This window comes from Celeribacter ethanolicus (assembly GCF_002407265.1).
GTDB lineage: Bacteria > Pseudomonadota > Alphaproteobacteria > Rhodobacterales > Rhodobacteraceae > Celeribacter > Celeribacter ethanolicus.
Window position 1 is genome coordinate 46,068 of record NZ_CP022196.1, and the last position, 18,028, is coordinate 64,095.

The 18,028-nt window shown below is 62.8% G+C and carries 20 protein-coding genes; 5 read left to right on the forward strand and 15 right to left on the reverse strand.

The genetic code is table 11. The features are described from left to right. Nucleotides 1-81: 81 nt before the first annotated feature. From CEW89_RS20620 to cobS, 3 genes are all read right to left on the reverse strand, one after another. On the reverse strand, nt 82-225 hold the full coding sequence (locus tag CEW89_RS20620) for a hypothetical protein (protein ID WP_157779715.1): 144 nt from the start codon (nt 223-225) through the stop codon (nt 82-84). After that, nucleotides 225-395, reverse strand: a complete 171-nt coding sequence (locus CEW89_RS00200; RefSeq protein WP_157779716.1) for a hypothetical protein — start codon at nt 393-395, stop codon at nt 225-227. Before CEW89_RS00200 ends, CEW89_RS20620 begins: the two co-directional genes overlap by 1 nt. 208 nt (nt 396-603) lie before the next feature. Then, complete coding sequence (gene cobS, locus CEW89_RS00205) at nt 604-1,572, reverse strand: cobaltochelatase subunit CobS (protein ID WP_066705490.1); 969 nt, start codon at nt 1,570-1,572, stop codon at nt 604-606. 227 nt (nt 1,573-1,799) lie between these two features. Between cobS and CEW89_RS00210 the strand changes: the two genes are divergently transcribed. Continuing rightward, a complete protein-coding gene (locus CEW89_RS00210; RefSeq protein ID WP_096804465.1) occupies nt 1,800-2,777 on the forward strand; it encodes a DUF808 domain-containing protein in 978 nt (325 codons plus the stop codon). Here the strand turns inward: CEW89_RS00210 and CEW89_RS00215 are convergent. Both CEW89_RS00215 and CEW89_RS00220 read right to left on the reverse strand, forming a co-directional pair. Next, complete coding sequence (locus tag CEW89_RS00215) at nt 2,722-3,270, reverse strand: hypothetical protein (protein ID WP_096804466.1); 549 nt, start codon at nt 3,268-3,270, stop codon at nt 2,722-2,724. The genes CEW89_RS00210 and CEW89_RS00215 overlap by 56 nt on opposite strands. A 128-nt stretch (nt 3,271-3,398) precedes the next feature. Then, a complete protein-coding gene (locus CEW89_RS00220) occupies nt 3,399-4,034 on the reverse strand; it encodes a J domain-containing protein (protein WP_066705485.1) in 636 nt (211 codons plus the stop codon). A 69-nt stretch (nt 4,035-4,103) separates the two neighbouring features. On the opposite strand from CEW89_RS00220, the gene CEW89_RS00225 reads away from it, so the two are divergent. After that, on the forward strand, nt 4,104-4,361 hold the full coding sequence (locus CEW89_RS00225) for a BolA family protein (RefSeq protein ID WP_096804467.1): 258 nt from the start codon (nt 4,104-4,106) through the stop codon (nt 4,359-4,361). On the opposite strand, the gene CEW89_RS00230 is transcribed toward CEW89_RS00225, so the two are convergent. From CEW89_RS00230 to gatB, 4 genes are all read right to left on the reverse strand, one after another. Then, nucleotides 4,362-4,817: a DUF4177 domain-containing protein gene (locus tag CEW89_RS00230; protein ID WP_096804468.1), complete on the reverse strand. Its 456-nt coding sequence runs from the start codon at nt 4,815-4,817 to the stop codon at nt 4,362-4,364. Nucleotides 4,818-5,185: 368 nt separating this feature from the next. Further along, entirely contained in the window at nt 5,186-5,317 is a 132-nt protein-coding gene (locus CEW89_RS21365) for a hypothetical protein (protein ID WP_280522625.1), read from the reverse strand. A 69-nt stretch (nt 5,318-5,386) separates the two neighbouring features. Beyond that, the gene (locus CEW89_RS00235) at nt 5,387-5,872 is read right to left on the reverse strand and encodes a thioesterase family protein (protein ID WP_096804469.1); all 486 of its coding nucleotides are present in this window, start codon (nt 5,870-5,872) and stop codon (nt 5,387-5,389) included. A gap of 72 nt (nt 5,873-5,944) precedes the next feature. Then, nucleotides 5,945-7,462, reverse strand: coding sequence for an Asp-tRNA(Asn)/Glu-tRNA(Gln) amidotransferase subunit GatB (gene gatB / locus CEW89_RS00240; RefSeq protein ID WP_096804470.1), 1,518 nt, complete (start codon nt 7,460-7,462; stop codon nt 5,945-5,947). Between the two features lie 132 nt (nt 7,463-7,594). Here gatB and CEW89_RS00245 point away from each other — a divergent pair, with 132 nt between their 5' ends. Beyond that, on the forward strand, nt 7,595-8,335 hold the full coding sequence (locus CEW89_RS00245) for a transglycosylase SLT domain-containing protein (RefSeq protein ID WP_238379729.1): 741 nt from the start codon (nt 7,595-7,597) through the stop codon (nt 8,333-8,335). On the opposite strand, the gene CEW89_RS00250 is transcribed toward CEW89_RS00245, so the two are convergent. Then, the gene (locus tag CEW89_RS00250) at nt 8,319-9,422 is read right to left on the reverse strand and encodes a Hint domain-containing protein (protein ID WP_244906118.1); all 1,104 of its coding nucleotides are present in this window, start codon (nt 9,420-9,422) and stop codon (nt 8,319-8,321) included. The two genes, CEW89_RS00245 and CEW89_RS00250, sit on opposite strands and share 17 nt — an antisense overlap. Nucleotides 9,423-9,443: 21 nt before the next feature. After that, the gene (locus tag CEW89_RS00255; RefSeq protein ID WP_244906119.1) at nt 9,444-10,571 is read right to left on the reverse strand and encodes a Hint domain-containing protein; all 1,128 of its coding nucleotides are present in this window, start codon (nt 10,569-10,571) and stop codon (nt 9,444-9,446) included. A gap of 297 nt (nt 10,572-10,868) precedes the next feature. Here CEW89_RS00255 and CEW89_RS00260 point away from each other — a divergent pair, with 297 nt between their 5' ends. Further along, entirely contained in the window at nt 10,869-11,999 is a 1,131-nt protein-coding gene (locus CEW89_RS00260) for an aminotransferase class V-fold PLP-dependent enzyme (protein WP_096804471.1), read from the forward strand. 100 nt (nt 12,000-12,099) lie between these two features. Here CEW89_RS00260 and CEW89_RS00265 read toward each other — a convergent pair whose 3' ends face one another. The 3 genes from CEW89_RS00265 to CEW89_RS00275 all read right to left on the reverse strand — a co-directional run bounded on the left by CEW89_RS00265 (nt 12,100) and on the right by CEW89_RS00275 (nt 14,494). After that, a complete protein-coding gene (locus tag CEW89_RS00265; RefSeq protein WP_096804472.1) occupies nt 12,100-13,314 on the reverse strand; it encodes an FAD-dependent monooxygenase in 1,215 nt (404 codons plus the stop codon). A 119-nt stretch (nt 13,315-13,433) separates the two neighbouring features. Further along, complete coding sequence (locus CEW89_RS00270; RefSeq protein ID WP_066705460.1) at nt 13,434-13,664, reverse strand: hypothetical protein; 231 nt, start codon at nt 13,662-13,664, stop codon at nt 13,434-13,436. A 176-nt stretch (nt 13,665-13,840) separates the two neighbouring features. Continuing rightward, nucleotides 13,841-14,494 (reverse strand): pyrimidine 5'-nucleotidase, encoded by a 654-nt coding sequence (locus tag CEW89_RS00275; RefSeq protein ID WP_096804473.1) that lies wholly within the window; start codon nt 14,492-14,494, stop codon nt 13,841-13,843. 130 nt (nt 14,495-14,624) lie between these two features. Between CEW89_RS00275 and CEW89_RS00280 the strand changes: the two genes are divergently transcribed. Continuing rightward, nucleotides 14,625-15,269 carry a GntR family transcriptional regulator gene (locus CEW89_RS00280; RefSeq protein WP_066705458.1) on the forward strand — a complete coding sequence of 215 codons (645 nt, stop codon included), beginning with the start codon at nt 14,625-14,627 and terminating at the stop codon, nt 15,267-15,269. Between the two features lie 124 nt (nt 15,270-15,393). Here the strand turns inward: CEW89_RS00280 and CEW89_RS00285 are convergent, their stop codons facing one another. Continuing rightward, nucleotides 15,394-17,889, reverse strand: coding sequence for a glycosyltransferase family 2 protein (locus CEW89_RS00285; RefSeq protein ID WP_096804474.1), 2,496 nt, complete (start codon nt 17,887-17,889; stop codon nt 15,394-15,396). Nucleotides 17,890-18,028: the final 139 nt, after the last annotated feature.

Sequence of the window (18,028 nt, forward strand, 5' to 3'; positions counted from 1 at the left end):
ATCGAAGTGTTACATTGAGGCTAGGCGCGTTTTGCGAGTCTGGCAAGGAATTTGTATATACGTGAGATATACGATTTGGCGCTAGGTCAGGATCAGAGAGAGACATCGCCCAAGCGCGTTTCCGGCGTACTTCTGTGTAGTTTCGGCGTGCGCCGGGTCCTGTTCGAACGCGGCGCGGCGCAACAGATCGGCATGGGCGAATTTTGCCGAAAGTCGAAGGGTCATCAGCGCGCCCCCCCCTGATCGGGCGGACTGACCGTTTCCAACAGCGAAATCATCGCGCCGCGTTGGCGTTCCGTCAGATCGGAGGCGGGATCGGAGAGCAGCCATTGGTGCTCCATCGTGGCCGAAAGCCGCCCTACGCAATAGGCGAACTCACGCGCGAGAGGATCCATATCCCGGGCCGGGAGGGCCGGGGCGGGCTGAGCCGCAAGCAGGCAGGTGGCCGTTGCGGCGAGTATGATCGCAAGTCCACGCATGGCAGAGAGCGTGGCACAAATTGGTTGCCAGCCGTTTAACCACGGCGTGCGTTGCGTTACGCCTTTGGTCACAAAGAAAAAGCGGACCCGAAGGCCCGCTTTGACGCATGGAATGGCGGAGAGATTACCCGGCCAGAGAGACCGCCGACTCGGGCAGTTCCTCATCGAAACAGCGTTGATAGAACTCGGCCACGGTCTGACGTTCCAACTCATCGCATTTGTTGAGGAAGGTCAGGCGGAAAGCATAGCCAATGTTGCGGAAGATCTCCGCGTTCTGCGCCCATGTGATCACCGTCCGCGGGCTCATCACGGTCGAAAGATCGCCGTTCATGAAGGCAGTACGAGTGAGATCGGCCACGGCAACCATCTGGTTGATCTGCTTGCGGCCTTTTTCATTGTTGTAATGCGGCGCTTTCGACAGGACGATGGCGGCTTCGGCGTCGTGGCTCAGGTAGTTGAGCGTGGCGACGAGCGACCAGCGGTCCATCTGCGCCTGGTTGATCTGTTGCGTGCCGTGATAGAGCCCGGTGGTATCACCAAGGCCCACGGTGTTGGCCGTGGCGAAGAGGCGGAAATACGGGTTCGGCGTGATCACCTCGTTCTGATCGAGAAGGGTGAGTTTGCCGTCGGTTTCCAGCACGCGCTGGATCACGAACATCACGTCGGCGCGGCCCGCATCGTATTCGTCGAACACGATGGCGCAGGGGTTGCGCAGGGCCCAGGGCAGGATGCCTTCCTGAAACACGGTGATCTGCTTGCCGTCCACGAGCTTGATCGCGTCTTTCCCGATCAGGTCGATCCGGGAAATGTGGCTATCGAGGTTGACGCGCACGGAGGGCCAGTTCAGCCGGGAGGCGACCTGTTCGATATGGGTGGATTTGCCGGTGCCGTGATAGCCCTGGATCATCACGCGGCGGTTGTGGGAAAAGCCCGCAAGGATCGCCAGCGTGGTGTCAGGATCGAATTTGTAGGTCGGGTCAAGCGCGGGCACGCGGTCGGTCGGCTCGGCGAAGCCTTTCACGGTCATGTCGGTGTCGATGCCGAAAACATCGCGAACGGAAATGGTTTCGGTCGGTTTTGCGGTCGCGTCCATGATCTTGCCCGTTTTCTTGAAAATTTGGAACTCACCTGACTTCTTGCCCTGTCGGGGCGGCGGGTGCAAGGGGCGAGGCGTCGCAGAAATGCTCAAAGGGGGATGCCAGAAAAAGACGCCCCGCGGCGAAGATGCATGCGGACGCGGCAAAATTCCCCGCTCCGGGGGCTTTGCCTCGTTGCCTGCGCCGCCTACATTGCGGCAAGGCTTTGACAAAGGGGATTGGCATGAGCGGCCTTCTGGCTCTTCTGGACGATGTCGCGGGGATCGCGAAAGTGGCGGCGGCGCAGGTCGATGACGTGGCCGGGCAGGCGGCGAAAGCCTCGGCCAAGGCAGCCGGTGCGGTGATCGACGACGCGGCGGTGACGCCGAAATATGTCCATGGCTTTGCTCCTGCGCGTGAATTGCCCATCGTGGGCAAGATCGCGCTCGGTTCGGTCCGCAACAAGCTGGTGATCCTGTTGCCGCTGGCGCTTCTGCTGTCGAGCTTTGCGCCCTGGCTGATCACGCCGCTCTTGATGCTTGGCGGCTCCTACCTGTGTTTCGAGGGCGCGGAAAAGGTCTATCATCTGTTCAAGCCGCACACGCCGCATGCCGACGGGCAGGTGATGAATGGCGATCCGAGCCATCTCGAGGAGCAAAAGGTGGCGGGTGCGGTGAAAACCGATTTCATCCTCTCCGCCGAAATCATGACCATCATCCTCGCCGCTCTCGAACCGGGCCAGTCGATCTGGGTCGAGGCAGGTGCGCTGGCGCTGGCCGGGCTCATCATCACGGCGGTGGTGTATGGCGGTGTGGCGCTGATCGTGAAGGCGGACGATTTCGGTCTCTGGCTCAGCCGGGTCGGGCGGCTCTCCGTGACGCGTGCGCTGGGGCGCGGCATTGTCAAATTCATGCCGCTGTTCATGAAGCTCCTGATGATCGTTGGCACGGCGGCGATGATCTGGGTCGGGGGTTCCATCGTGATCCACGGGCTGCATGAACTGGGGATGCATCAGCCCTATGAGGCGATCCATCATGTTTCCGTTCTTGCGGCGGAGGCGGCTGCTGCGGTGCAAGATTTTGTCGAATGGGGCGTCACCGCGTTTTTCGATGGCATTTTCGGCCTCGTTTATGGCCTGATCCTCATTCCGGTCGTGGCGAAAGGGATCAACCCGCTGATCCGTGCCGTGCGCGGGCAAAAGGCAGGGGACGCCGGGCATTGAGGCGCGGGGGGCTTGGCGGCCCCCGATGTCCGGGGCGCAGGCTCAGCCGGGCGAGGGCCGCGGTGAGCATGCTGCCCATCCCCCAGGCGAGTGCGGCCATCGGGTGAGAGATCAGCTCGATTGGCACGAGAAAGGCCGCTGCGGCGAAGGTCACTGGCAGCGACAGGAAGCTGAGCAAGGGATCGCCGAAGACCAGAATCCTGACCGTCTGAGTAAAGGCCAGCGCCGTTCCCGAGGCCAGAAGCGAGGTGACGGAGGCCGCCCAGAACACATTGATCGGTCCCGAGGCCCAGAACGGGCGCAGGCGCGGGCCGATGAGTGTCGCGGCAACGATTGCGACAGTCATCAACAAAACCGTGGTGTCGCGCCCAAACTCCCGCATGAAATGGTCATAGGCCGAGAGGCGCAGGCTCACCACACTGGTCCAGACGAAGGACAGATGAAAGCCTGTGTCCCAGACGATATGTGATATGTGATGTGATGCGCGTTTCATCGGCCTCCGCCTCTCCCAAAAAGACTGATCTCCGGGATAGACGGTGAAAGTTACCGGGATGTTGAAAACTGCCAGACACATGAAAAACCGCCCCGGAGGGCGGCTTTCGGCGGCTGCCATGTCGGGTTTTACTTGAACCAGCGGCTGTCCTTGAGCTGATCCCAGGCCCAGACCACCTGTTGCAACTGCTCTTCCTGCGAGCGGTCGCCGCCGTTTACGTCCGGATGCAACACCTTGATGAGGGCGCGGTACTGTTTCTTGATCTCCGCCTTGGTCCAGTGGTCCTTGGCCTCGAGAATGTCGATGGCCTGACGCTCGACGGGCGGCAGCTTGCGGGTCGGCGCGCTCGGGTCGGATTTGCCCGGGTTGCGTGTCGCATTCTCTCCCAGGACCTCATGGGCATCGTCGATGCCGAGGCGCTCCCAGGCGCGTTGCTCCACCGATTTGCGCCCGAAGGGCTGGGTCGGGCGATCGCCCGTCTGCGACGACTTGTAGGCCGCATCCATCTCGGCCTCGGTCGCATTGGTGAAGAAATTCCACTGCAAATTATATTCGCGCACGTGTTCCTTGCAGAACCATTTGTACTCGTCCAGATGATCCGGAGAGCGCGGCGCGCGATACTGCCCCGGCTCGTTGCAGCCCTCCCACTCGCAGGTCCGCTTGGAGGTCTCGAACGCGCCAGACATGCCGCGTCGCCCTCCGCGCTTGTTCTTTTTCGCGGAAGATACCGACATATCAAAACCGAAAGGATCTTTTTTATCCATCTGCCTCAACCTTTTCGACTCGGACGCGAGACTTTAGATGAGAAAGGCCAAATGCGAAAGGGGCAGAGCATGAAGATTGCCGATCAAATGCGTGAGCGACTTGAAAAGGCCTTTCAACCCAGTGTGTTGGAGGTCGTTGACGACAGCGCGCGCCATGCCGGACATGCCGGTGTCGAGGGCGCCTCGGGCGAGACGCATTTCAACGTGAAAATCCGCGCGGCGGGTTTTACCGGCCAGTCGCGGGTCATGCGGCACCGCATGGTGCACAAGGCGCTGGGCGATCTCGTGCCGCGCATTCATGCGCTGGCGCTCGATCTGGATGTGTGATCAGGATTCGCGATCTTCCGCGATTTCCTCTGCCACTTCGGGGGACAGTTTGCGCGCCTGGGCGCCCGCACCTTTCTCCACCTTGGCGGGGAAGGGGACGGCGGGAGGCGGGGCGTTGCGGTCCGCGACCGGGGAGCGGCGCGCGGGCCTGGTCTCGTCGGCCGTGTCGCTGGTCTCCTCCGTGTCGGGATAGGCGCTGAACACCCGACTGACGTCTGTGGTGTCGCGTTCGCGGCGGAACACCAGAACCGTGTGGTAGCTCACGGTCTTCGAGGTGATCCCGGCGCGTTCCTCCATCGGCACCAGATCGGCGCGCAGATATTCCCAGCCCTCGGCGCCCTTTTCGTTGAGGAGGCTCTGCATGGCCTGCGCGATGCGTGCTTCCGGGGTTTTCACGCCTTTGGCTTTCTCGCCTTTGCGCGGCGCGGGTACGGTCAGGTATTCGAAACGGGGCATCGCGGGGGTCTCCTTGCCTTTGGCGCAAGGTTTAGCGGCCCCTGCGCCCGGGTCAAGCCGGGCCGGGCCACAGATGGATCACGCGCGCGTCAGATCGGCAGAGCCGTGCCGAAAGCCTGCCGCCCGATCGCTGAGACAGGAGATATGGCGGGAGACCGTGTCACAGGTGCAACATATGAGCGCCGCACGCGCCGCGCCAAAATCCTCGTGGCTCAGTTTTGGGGTGCGCTGCCTTATTCGGCGACGAACGTGCCGTATTCCGGCTTGTCAGCGGCGAAGACACCGAAATCGCTTTCCCGGCGAAAGATCAGCACGGCCTGTTTGCCCTCCACGCCGTTGAGCGCGAATGCGTCGGAGCACAGATAGATTCAGCCCTCGGCGGCCATGGCGTTGAGGCGCGTGGTCACCGCCTCCGCAAGCCGGGCCTCCGGCGTCTGCGCGGCGGAGGTGGCTTCGCCGTCATGCGGCGCGGGGATGGCTTTGTATTCGAAATGCGACATGGCGGACTCCTTCCCCGGAGCACCATAAACCCATGGGCTTAACAAGGGATTGACGCCTCAGGCTGTGTTCTAGGCGGCTGTGTTGGTCAGCGAAATCGACCGGCCTGCCTGCGCCGGGCGGGGCAGGGTGGCATGGACCTCTTTCAGCGCAGACAGTTTTTCTGTGATCTCTGGCGGAAAAGGCACGACACGGGGGCCGGACATGTCGATATGCAAGAGCAGTTCCTCGGCTGTGGCCGCGATCCAGCCGTCTTCGTGATGGATCTCGTGAAATAGCACCATGCGTTTCGCATCGAAATCCAACAACTGCGTCTGTACCCGCACCCGGTCACCCAGTTTCAGCTCGCGCTTGTAACAGATGTGCACCTCGGCGGTGTAGCTCGTGTGGTGTTGCGTCTTGGCGTAGGTCTCGCCCAGCCCGATCAGTGGGTACATCTGATCGCCGCCCAAATCCATGATCACGGCGTAATAGGCCATGTTGATGTGGCCGTTGTAATCCACCCACTCAGGGCGGACGTCGATCAGCGTGGAGATATGCGGGGCGGGGAGTGTCATGCTGTGCTCCTGATATGAAAAAGCCGCCCCACTCTCACACGTGAAGGACGGCTTTTGATGTTTGGCTTTGTTTCAAAGGCCGAGTTTGGATTTGACCAGCGCGTCCACCGCTTTCGGGTTGGCCTTGCCGCCGGTGGCTTTCATTACCTGACCGACGAACCAGCCCGCGAGTTTCGGGTTGGCTTTGGCTTTCTCGACCTGTGCCGGGTTGGCCGCGATGATCTCATCCACGGCGGCCTCGATGGCGCCGGTGTCCGTCACCTGTTTCATGCCGCGCGCTTCGACGATCTCGGCGGGGTTGCCGCCTTCGGTGTAGACGATTTCGAAGAGGTCTTTGGCGATCTTGCCGGAGATCGTGTCCGCCTTGATCAGCTTGACGATTTCGCCCAGTTGCTCCGGTGTAACCGGGCTTTCCGTGATGTCGGTGTCGTCCTTTTTCAGGCGACCGAACAGCTCGTTAATCACCCAGTTGGCGGAGAGCTTGCCATCCTCGCCGACCGCCACGACTTTCTCGAAGAAATCGGCGTTCACCGTGTCGGCGGTCAAGACGCCCGCGTCATATTCCGACAGGCCGAAGTCCTTGACGAAACGTGCTTTCTTCTCGTCCGGCAGTTCCGGCAGGGTTTTGGCGATGTCGTCCACCCACGCCTGTTCGATCTCCAGCGGGAGCAAGTCGGGGCAGGGGAAATAGCGGTAGTCATGCGCCTCTTCTTTCGAGCGCATCGAACGGGTTTCGTTCTTGGCCGCGTCATAGAGACGGGTTTCCTGATCGACCGTGCCGCCGTCTTCGAGAATGGCGATCTGGCGACGGGCCTCATAGTCGATGGCGGCCTGAATGAAGCGCGTGGAGTTCATGTTCTTGATCTCGCAACGGGTGCCGAGATGCGAGAAATCCTGCGTCTCTTGGTATTTCTCATACTGACCCGGACGACAGACCGACACGTTCACGTCGGCGCGCAGGTTGCCGTTCTGCATGTTGCCATCGCAGGTGCCCAAGTAGCGCAGGATCTGGCGCAGTTTCAGCACGTAAGCGGCGGCCTCTTCCGGCCCGCGAATATCGGGGCGCGAGACGATCTCCATCAGCGCCACACCGGTGCGGTTCAGGTCGACGAAAGACATCGTCGGGTCCATGTCGTGGATCGACTTGCCGGCGTCCTGTTCGAGGTGAATGCGCTCGATCCGCACCTTGCGGGCGACACCCGGCTCCATATCTACGATCACTTCACCTTCGCCCACGATCGGGTGGTAAAGCTGGGAAATCTGATAGCCCTGCGGCAGGTCGGGGTAGAAGTAGTTCTTGCGGTCAAAGGCGGAGAACAGGTTGATGTCGGCCTTGAGGCCCAGCCCGGTGCGCACCGCCTGTTCGACGCAATATTCGTTGATCACCGGCAACATGCCCGGCATCGCCGCATCCACGAAGGACACATGCGAGTTGGGTTCTGCGCCGAAACCGGTGGACGCGCCGGAAAACAGCTTCGCCTCGGAGGCGACCTGCGCATGGATTTCCATCCCGATCACGAGTTCCCAGTCTTCTTTCGCACCGGAGATGACCTTCGGTTTCGGTGCGGAATATTCGAGATGATCCAGCATGCGCATGTCCTTTAAAGCGAGGGCTTTCAGGCGTTCTAGGCGCTCTCTTGCCGGGGGGCAAGGGGGCGGGTTTGCAAACGGGGCGCTTTGGGGCATATTGCCCGGCAGAGTAAAGTGCGTTTGAGGTTCCGCATGCGGATGCGAAAGTGGGCGGCGGCGATGGCGCTGTGTTTCATCGGAGTGGGGTCTCAGCTCTCGGCCGGAGAACTGAGAGAGAACCTGCCAGATCAAATTGCCTTTGCGCTCGCGCCGATGGAAGCAAGCCCCGTTCCCGCCCCGCGCCCCTATGTGGTGCGCATGCCGAAACTGCGCTGGAAGAACCAGAGCCAGGGTCCGGCCTGGACCCGGGCCGCGATGAAGGCGGTGCTGTCGCACGGGCAGGGGCTTGTAGATACGGTTCCGGCGGATATTGCGGCCTGGTGCCCGGGTTATGCCACGCAGGACGACAGCGGTCGGGCGGCGTTCTGGGCCGGACTTCTGTCGACGCTGTCCTATCACGAAAGCACCTGGCGCGAGACGGCGGTGGGCGGCGGCGGGCAGTGGTTCGGTCTGGTGCAGATCTCGCCTGCGACCGCACGACATTATAATTGCAACGCAGGCACTGGTGAGGCGCTCAAGGACGGGGCCAGCAACCTGTCCTGTGCGATCCGCATCATGAGCCGCACGGTGGCGCGCGACGGCGTGGTGAGCCGGGGCATGCGCGGCGTGGCGGCGGACTGGGGGCCGTTCCATTCCGAGACCAAGCGCAGCGACATGCAGCGCTGGGTGCGTGCCCAGCCGTTCTGCCGCCCGGTGATGCAAAGCTCGCCCCTGCCATTGCCGCGCCCGTTGACCATCGCAGCCGAAGAGACCGCCGTCAGCCGGCCTTTCTGAGCGCTTCCGCCTCCCAGGCTTTCAGCTCGTAGCGCGACAGGTGCGCGTCGTTCTGGCGGAGAGTGAGTTCCGGGAAGAGCGCCACGATTTCCGCTCTTGCCTCCGCTCCGACCGTGTTGAGCGCCTGTTCGCCGGGGTAGAGGCTTTCGGTCGGGCAGGCCTCGGCAAAGACGATCTGGTGGGTGTCGAACAGCATGTGGAAATACTCCACGGTACCGCCCTCGACGATGCGGATCGTGCCATCGTTCACCAGATGTTTCGCCGCCACCAACACGTCGCGCTCGCCGAACAGCACCTCGGCCTGCGGTCCCCGGATGAGCATGCGGTGGTTCTGGCTCACCTTCAGGTCGCGCAGGTTGCCGAGTGCGCCCATGCGGATCAGCACCGGGGCGAGATTGCCTGCCGCAGGCACGCGGCGCGCGCCGATCCAGCGGATGGGCTGGGCGCCGTGATCGAGCGTGTTCACCAGATCGCCCGCCCGCAGCGTCTCGATGAAGCGCGGTCCCTCGGGCGTCTCGATCAGGGTGCCGCGGGTGAGGCAGACCGCACCGTTGATGATCTCTTCGGCGATGAGGTTGTTGTCGACGTTGAAATTGCCGTCGCCCTCGTTGTCGATCACCCCGTCGCTGTCGTAATCCATGTCGGTCTCATGGTCGATCTGGATGACGGGGCGCAGCTCGGTCAGGTCCTGCCCGGGCGCGACGAGCACATTGTTGAGGCCGGGTCCCCCGTCCGAGGACACCATCACATTGGCGTTGAAACGCAGATAGGTGTCGCCCAGCCCCGAAAGATCGCTCTGGATATTGGCGGTCTGGCCGGGGTTCATCGGATGATAGGTGTATTTCGCGACCCCGTTGACGTAATCGGCAGCGCTGTCATAGACCACGATCCCGGTGATCTGGCTCGCTCCGGTGACCTCGCCATTCTCGACATTCTGGACGGTGATCACGACCACATCGTCCTCCTCGAAGGGCGAGGTGCCGCCGTGGATCATGATATGCCCGCCATGGCCGCCACCGGAATTGGTGCCGACGGAGACATTGTCCAGAAGCGATGATCCCATCACGAGGATGTCTTCGGTGGCCATTCATTCACCTTCTCATGGCGTTCAGGACGCCTGTTGCAGGGCCTGGGCTTCCCAGGCCTTCAATTCGTACCGGGACAGGGCGCAGCGGCGGGTTTCCAGCTCGGGGAAGAGCGTCAGGATCTCGGCTCTGGCCGCCGCGTCCACCGCCTTGAGCGCCTCTTGGCCGGGGTGCAGGCTTTCGGTCGGGCTGGTCTCGGCAAAGATGATCTCGTGACGGTCGAGAAGCAGGTGAAAATACTCCACCTGGCCGCCCGGCACGGCGCGGATCGTGTCGTCATTCACCAGATGTTTCGCCGCCACCAACACGTCACGTTCGCCGAACAGCATCTCGGCCATCGGGCCACGGATCAGCATGCGGTGGTTCGGGCTCACGGTCAGATCGCGCAGGTTGCCAAGCGTGCCTGCCGTGATTCGGATCGGCGCAAGCGCGCCCTCGGCGGCCACCCGCCGCGATCCGGTCCAGCGGATTTCCTGCGGCCCGTGATCGAGCGTGTGCACCCGGTCGCCGACCTGTAGCGTCTCGATGAAACGCGGTCCCTCGGGCGTGTCGATCAATGTGCCCCGTGCAAGGCAGACAGCGGCGGCGATCGCGTCTTCCGCGAAAATGTTGTTGTCGGTGGTGAATACCCCGTCGCCGCTCTCGTTCCCGGCAATCGTGCCGTCGGCGTTATAATCGACATCCTGCTCATGCGAGAGCCAGATCGGGAATTCCTCCGACAGATCGACCCCGGGTGCGAGAAACAGCCCGTCGAGATCTGGTGCATTCGGATCGGTCGAGGTGAAATTTTTGGCCTCAATATAGAGGTAGGTGTCGCCCATGTCATGCACGGCCGTGCTGATCTGGCCACTGGTGTTCTGGCCCCACCACCAACCGCCGTGCGTCAGCGTGTAATCGTATTTCGCCTCGCCGTTGAGATAATCCGCCGCACTGTCATAGACCGTGATGCCGGTGATCTGCGTTTGATTGTCGAACGTGCCGTCGGCATTGACGTTGGCCACGGTGAAGACCACCACATCGTCATCCTCGAACACGCTTTCGCCACCGGTCAGATAGGCGCCGTCATTCTCATCGCCGCGGGGGTCCTGAGAATAGCCGATCGGATTGTTCACGATGGAGGAGCCCATCACGATGAGTTCTTCTGTCGGCATTGCTGCTCTGCCCGTATGTTGCGGGGTGTGTGCCCCGGTCTGCCTCGATGCGCCTTGGCGATCTCCCGTCCTGTCGGATGTCCCGTCGAACTTCGGCCGCGTTTTCGGTCGCTTGCGTTTTGCCTCGCGCGGTGCTCTTGTTTGGCCCGATCCCTAGACATGACGCTTTGGTGTCATAATTCTGGCGCAGGGCGTTTCTGTCCAGTGTTTTCTGGGATTTAGGCCGCGGTGTTGCATCGGATGTGTCGTTACGGCACCGATTGGCCTGAAGAGGTTAGCTGAGAAGAGGAGGTTCTCATGCCCGCATTGCGCACCGACATCGACCCCGACGGGTTGCTCGAATTTTCCGTGGTCTTCACCGACCGCTCGCTCAATCACATGTCGAAAGCCTTTCAAAAGGTGATGACCGACATCCACGCCACGCTCTGCGAGGTCTACAATGCCGACACCGCCGTGGTCGTCCCTGGCGGCGGCACCTACGCGATGGAGGCGGTCGCCCGCCAGATCGCGGGCGGCGAGGACGTGATGGTGATCCGCAACGGTTTCTTTTCCTTCCGCTGGTCGCAAATCTTCGACGCGGGGCAAATCCCCGCCTCGCAGACCGTGCTGAAAGCGCGCCGGGTCGGCAATGAACCGACCTCCGGTTTCCTGCCCGCGCCTCTGGAGGAGGCCATTGCGAAAATCCGCGATTTGAAGCCCGCTGTCATCTTCGCGCCGCATGTCGAAACCGCCTCCGGCATGATCCTGCCTGACGCCTATATCCGCGCGCTTTCGGAGGCCGTCCATGACCACGGCGGGCTGATGGTGCTCGATTGTATCGCCTCCGGCTGTGCTTGGGTCGATATGAAGGAGACCGGTGTCGACGTGCTGATCTCCGCCCCGCAAAAGGGCTGGTCGGCGCAGCCGTCTGCGGGGCTCGTCATGCTGAACGACCGCGCCACCGAAGTGGTGAAATCCCGGCAAAGCTCGTCTTTTGCCATCGACCTTGGAAAATGGCTGACCATCATGGAGGCCTATACCGGCGGTGGTCATGCCTATCACGCCACCATGCCGACCGATGCGCTGCGGGCCTTCCGGGACGCGATGCTGGAGACCAAGGATTACGGCTTTGCCAAACTCTCCGAGGCGCAATGGGAACTGGGACGCCGGGTGCGTCACCTGTTGGCCGGGCGTGGGTTCAAATCCGTCGCCGCCGAAGGCGTCGAGGCGCCCGGCGTGGTGGTCTGCTACACCGACGATCCCATGATCAGGACCGGCGCGGCCTTTGCTGCCCATGGGGTGCAAATCGCCGCCGGAGTGCCGCTGCAATGCGATGAGGGCGAGGGGTTCTCGACCTTCCGTCTCGGCCTGTTCGGTCTCGACAAACTCTACGATGTGGACGCAACCGTCGCGCGCCTGGAGGCTGTTCTGGACGACGTTCTCGGCTGAGTTTCCTCCGATGTTTCCTTTGCTGCCCCAAATACTCAAAACGGCGCACGGATGATCGCCCGCGCGCCGTGAGTATTTAGAGGCACAAAGGAAACGGCGATCAGATCGGTCCCAGCCCGGCCTGCATGACCTTCATCCGCACGGGTTTGACGTCATGGACGGCCTTGAGCCCCCAGAGCCGCACCATTTGCAGGATGTCGCTTTCGGATCGCGTCACCCGGTTGAACAGATCGACCACGCGGGCGCGTTTGGAAATGTCGTTCAACCGGGTGCGCGCGTAGGTGTCGAGCATGGCTTCGGTGCCGGGGTCAGAGCGATGCGCTTCGGCAAGTGCCAGCAGTTCGGCCAGATCGTTGAGCGAGGTGTTCAGCCCCTGCGCGCCGATGGGCGGCAGGGCGTGGGCGGCTTCGGCGATGATCGCGACGCGCTCGGAGGCGAGGCGCTCGGCGACGCGGGTGATGATCGGGAAGATCGCGCGCCCGGAGGCCAGTTTCATCTCGCCAAAGAGGCCCGCGGCGCGTTCGGTCATCACCGCGTTGAACGCCTCGGGCGGCAGATTGAGAAGCTCGGTCGCATAGGCGCCCTTGTTCATCCAGACGATGGCGGAGGCCGGTTTGCCGTCGATATCCGGCAGCGGCACCATCGTGAAGGGGCCGCCTTCGCGGTAGATCTCGGTGGAGACATTGTTGTGCGGCAGGTCGTGGGTGGCGGTGAAGGCCAGAGATTTTTGGCCGTAGCGCGTGGTTTTGACGCCGATTCCGGCGGCCTCGCGTACCGGGCTGTCGCGCCCGTCGGCAGCCACCACGAGTTTCGCGCGCACCATCGTGCCGTCGGTCAGGGTCACCATCGCCTCGGAAGAACGTGTCAGCAGGCTCTTGAAGCCGACGCCATAGCGCAGCTCGACATTGGGAATGTCCGGCACGGCACGGGCCAGTTCGCGACGGATCACCCAGTTGAGGAAGTTCCAACCGAAGGGCTCGTCGCCCGTCTCCCGGCCTTCGAATTGCCGTTCGGTGCGGATTGTCGCGGGGCGACCCACGGTGTCGACGATGCGCAGGGCTTCGAGCGGGGTGGCATGGGGCGCGAGCGCCTCCCAAATGCCGATTTTCTCGAAGAGGTCGCGGGCCGGGCGCAAAAAGGCGGTGGAGCGCAGGTCCGAACTCGCTTCGTCGCCGGTGACAACCGGCGGGGTCGGATCGACCATCAGGGTGCGAAAGCCCGAGGCGCCAAAGGCCGCAGCCGCGATCAGACCGGCGATGCCGCCGCCTGAAACGAGGATGTCAACGGTCTGCGGGGATGTGCTTGGATCGGACATGAGACCTCCTTTGCGCTGCGGTCGCTTTTCAAGCGTATCCAAGAGATAGGCGCAAAGGAGGGGAATGTCCAAGGGGCAGGCTGTCTCAGGCGTTTTCCGGGCGCCGGGACAGCGCCGCTTTATTTTCCGACGGTGAGGACGAGCAGGACGATGTAGATCAGCGGCACGGTGGCCACGGCGGTGACGCCCAGCACCCAGGGGCCGATGGCGAACATGCCGTAGATCACGGCGGCGATCACGACGACGACGAACAGAAGGAAGAGGACGACGCCACGGGTGGTGGCAAGGCCTTCTTCGTGGTGGTCGTGAGTGTCGATAGCGTTGGTCGTGTCGAGGGCGGCGTCGGTCATGTGCGTGCTCCGGCTGTGAGGTCGTGTGTGATCTGTAGAAGTCAGTGCGAAAGGTTTGTGCGTGGGGCTGCGCGGGTTTGTGCGCATTTGTGTACCGGAGACAGATACAGGGCTGTGTGCGCTTCGGTCACGGCGGCGATTTGTCGCAGTTTGCGTTAACCGTCGCCCGCCGGGTTTCAGCCCGTCACGGCCCTCAGGAAGGCCGACAGATCGTCGGTGTGATGATGGATATGCGGGGCGGGCGGATCGAGCGGCAAGGGCGCGACATGCACGGTCTTCATCCCGAGCGCATGCGGCACTTCGAGATTGCGCGGATCGTCCTCGAACATGGCGGCGGCTTGCGGGTCGATCCCATCGCGACCGAGTACGGTATCGAAGGCGGCCGCCTGGGGCTTGGGGTGGAAATCCGCGTGTTCGATGCCGTAGACTGCGTTGAAAATCCCGGTCAGCCCGCGCGCCTCCAGCACGCGCTCCGCATAGGGCGCGGAACCGTTGGTGAAGACGATCTTGCGCCCCGGCAGGGCCGTGATCGCGGCTTTCAGCTCGGCATCGCGCGACAGCCCGGAGAAGTCGATGTCATGCACATAGCTGAGATAAGGCAGCGGGTCGGTGCCGTGTTTCGCCATCATGCCGGAGAGCGTCGTGCCGAATTCGCGCCAGTAGGCGTGCCGCAGCCGGTTCGCCTCCTCTGAAGTGACGTTCAGTTCGCGGGAGACCCAATCGGTCATCTTGACCTCGATCTGCGCGAAAAGTGCCGCCTCGGGCGGGTAAAGCGTGTTGTCGAGGTCGAAGACCCAGGTTCTGACATGGGAAAAATGATCGGCTACCATGCCTCCCTGTTAGGCGCAGCCTGCGGCACATGCAAGCAGATGGCTGGCGGAGGGGATGTTAGCGCTTGATCGCGGGGGGCGGGGCTGGCTATGGTCAGGTCCTGATCCCGATTGAGAAAAGTGACGTCCGATGAAAGACCAGCGTGCCAGCCAGAAAGACGCTTATGAGATGATCCTCGAGGCGATCGACACCGGGATTTACCGCCCGGGCGACCGGCTTGTGGAAAGCGAGCTGGCGGAGCGCTTCGGTGTGTCGCGCACCCCGGTGCGTGAGGCCTTGCAGCGGTTGGAGACCCAGTCGATGCTGAGCCGGGACGGGCGCTCACTCATTGTGGCCTCGCTCGATCACAATCAGATGGCCGATCTCTACGTCGTTCGTACCGAACTCGAAGGGCTGGCCGCGCGTCTCGCTGCCCGGCATGCGACCCCCGAGGAGGTCCGTGTGCTGCGCGATATGGTCGAGGACGACCGGGCCCTGATCGGTCACCCGGACGATATGTCCCGTGCCAACCGCCGCTTTCACAAACAGATCCATCTGGCCTCGCACAACAAGTATCTCGTGCAGCAGCTCGACTTGGTGCACCGATCCATGGCGCTTCTGGCAAGCACGTCTCTGGCGGCCGAGGGTCGTGGCGAGGAAGCGATCAAGGAGCACGACCTGATCGTGTCCGCGATCGAGGCGGGCGACGGCGAGGCGGCGCACAAGGCATTGTCGGATCACATTTCCAAGGCCTTTATCACCCGTCTGAAAATCGACGCGGACAAGGAACGCTAAAGCGTCACGCCTTTAAGCTTTCGGCACCGGATGAAGGCACTGGATACAGGTAAGGCGCGTGCAGCGCCCGTATCTTGTCCTGAGGTCCTGCAAAAGCGGTGTCCCAATGGCTTGGCGAGCCACTTTAAACCGTCATCCCTCTTAACCGGGGCGCTGGCATCAGGCTCCCCTTTTCGGCGCGCGCAATGAAGACGGGCCTCTCGGCGAAGGCGGCGATATGGGCCCAGTCGGGCGCGCCGGGGGCGTTGACGGCGGCGGGATGTGTGACCTCGGTGCCGTGCGGGGCTGCGGCGGGTTTGGGTTTGGGAGTGGGACGCAGGCGCTCCGGCTCAAAGGCGATGGCGGCCGCATTCAGGGCGCGTCTGAGCGCCGGGCTTTCCGGTTTGTGCGTCATGTCGAGCCCGAATGTGAGCCGTCGGCCAGGCACAGGCAGGGCTCCGAAGGCCTGTTGTTCGATCCGGGCGCTGTCCGCGAACCCGGCCCTGAAACCGGCACTGAATTCCGTACTGGGCTCGGCAAAGCCGCGCGGCGCCTCGGCGGCCTCGGCAAGGGCGACGGAGGCGGCCGTGGGATAGAGGATCAGGGGGCGGCTCATGGGAGGATGTGACGTCTTGGCGGCGGCACTGCTTGTGCCGGTCAGCAGCAACGGTGCGGGGCGATCCGGGCTGTGCGATGGCGGAGGATCGGGCATGAGTTCTTCCTCGGGCAGATCTTCATGAAAGCCGAGATCATGCACCCCGTGGGCGGTCTTGTCCCAGTAATAGGGTTTGGTGATCATCTCCCAGAGCCCTTTGAGCGCCGCAAGCGTGGCGAGCGGATAGTAGAGATGCAGAGTCGGCACCCAGGGCCAGAGCCATTTGTGCTTGGGTGTCGAGGTGGCGACCATACCGGTGGCGACGGTGATCGCCTCCGACAGGAGGAAAATCCCGCCCAACCCGACAAGAAGGTCGTGCGGCAGCACCGCACGCATCGGATGCGGCAGGCCCAGAGGGAACATCCAGAAGGACCACAGGAAGGGCGCGAGGACGAACTGGCTCAAGGTGCCGAGAAATAGCGCCTGAACTCCGAAGAACCGCCACGGACCGAGATCGGACCAGAGGCGGCGCGGGCTGCGCATATGGACGGCGTAGGTCATGGCATAGCCTTTGAGCCAGCGCGAGCGCTGCTTGATCCAGGGCCAGAAACGGCAGTTCGCCTCCTCCTCGGTCACCGTGTGCAAGAGTTCCGTGCGGTAGCCGTGCCGGGCCAGACGAATGCCGAGATCGGCGTCTTCGGTGACGTTATGGGCGTCCCAACCGCCCAGTTCCTCAATCGCCTCGCGGCGGAAGAACAGCGTGGTGCCACCCAGGGGGACGGTCAGGCCAAGTTTTTCGTAACCGGGCAGGATCACCCGGAACCAGCTTGCGTATTCCACGGTGAAACAGCGGGACAGCCAGTTGGTGCGGGCATTGTAGAAATCGAGAATCCCTTGCACACAGGCGACTTCCGGCCCGGTCTGGGCGAAATGGGCGACGATCTTGTGGATCTGGTCGGGTTCGGGGGCATCCTCGGCGTCATAGATGCCGATGATCGAGCCACGACAGAAGTCGAGGGCGAAATTCAGCGCCCGCGGCTTGGTCTTGACCCCACCGCGCGGCACGATGATCTGCCGCATCCAGCGCGGCAGGTCGGTATGGGCGATGGCGTCTTGTGTGACTGTGTCATCCTCTTCGACCACCAGGCAGATGTCGAGCAATTCACGCGGATAATTCAGCCGGGATACACGTTTGATCAGTCGTGTGGCGATCTCGCGCTCCTTGAACAGCGGCACCATGACCGACACAATGGGCAGGGCGTTGCGGGCGCGGCGTGTGGCGAAGGTGGATTTGCGGGAGCGCGCGGTCCGGGCCTGTGCGAAGGCGGCGGCAAGGCGCAGGCCGGTGGCGACCAGCAGGGTCAGCACCGCCCAGCCGGTCAGCAGGATCGAGGCCATGAGCGGCGACAGCAGAAACAGCAGCAGGCCGAACATACCGAGCGAGGAGAGTACGCCGGTGAGCTTGCGCACATCCATTTCGCGGCAGCTCTCATGGGCGGCAACGCGGGTTTCCGCCGCGCTTGCCAGACGTCGCTGACGCGAGCGTAACAGTGCCTCGTGCAGCGAGGTTTCCGAGGTAACCGCCATGCGCACCGGTCCGAAGATTGCGGTGAGCCGGGGGCGCATTCCTTCGAATTCTTCCGGGCGGCAGGAGGCGATGATCACCGTTCCACCGGCCTGGCGCCAGGGCAGGAGGCCCTTGCGCAGGCAGACATCGGCGCCCAGACGGTCGATCAGCCGCACATCGGGGGGGCTACGCATCAGATTGGCGACCTCGGCGTGATACTGATGTCCGAGCGCTTCATACAGCGTGGCTTCGTTCACCATGCCGTGGGCCAGAAGGATGTCGCCGATCCGCGCATCCTCGCGCTGGCGCAGCACGGTGGCGCGCAGCAGGTCCTCGGCGGCGAGTGCCCCCATGTCGACAAGAACCTGCCCGATCGGTTTTCGGTTCGGTCGGGGGGAGGTGGCGGCAGGGGCCGCATCGCAGCGCTGCGATGCGTGCAGGGTCAATGTCGGAACGAGAGGATGCCTGTCGAAGGACATCGGATGCCGTACCCCGGTTACGACCGTCTGAAAACAGGGCTGTCTGAAATCAGGACCGTCCGAAATCGGGACTGTCCGGAATGCCCCCGATCAGGTTTATTCCCAGCCCCTTGTGGGCAACTTGCGTCACGGAGGGTTA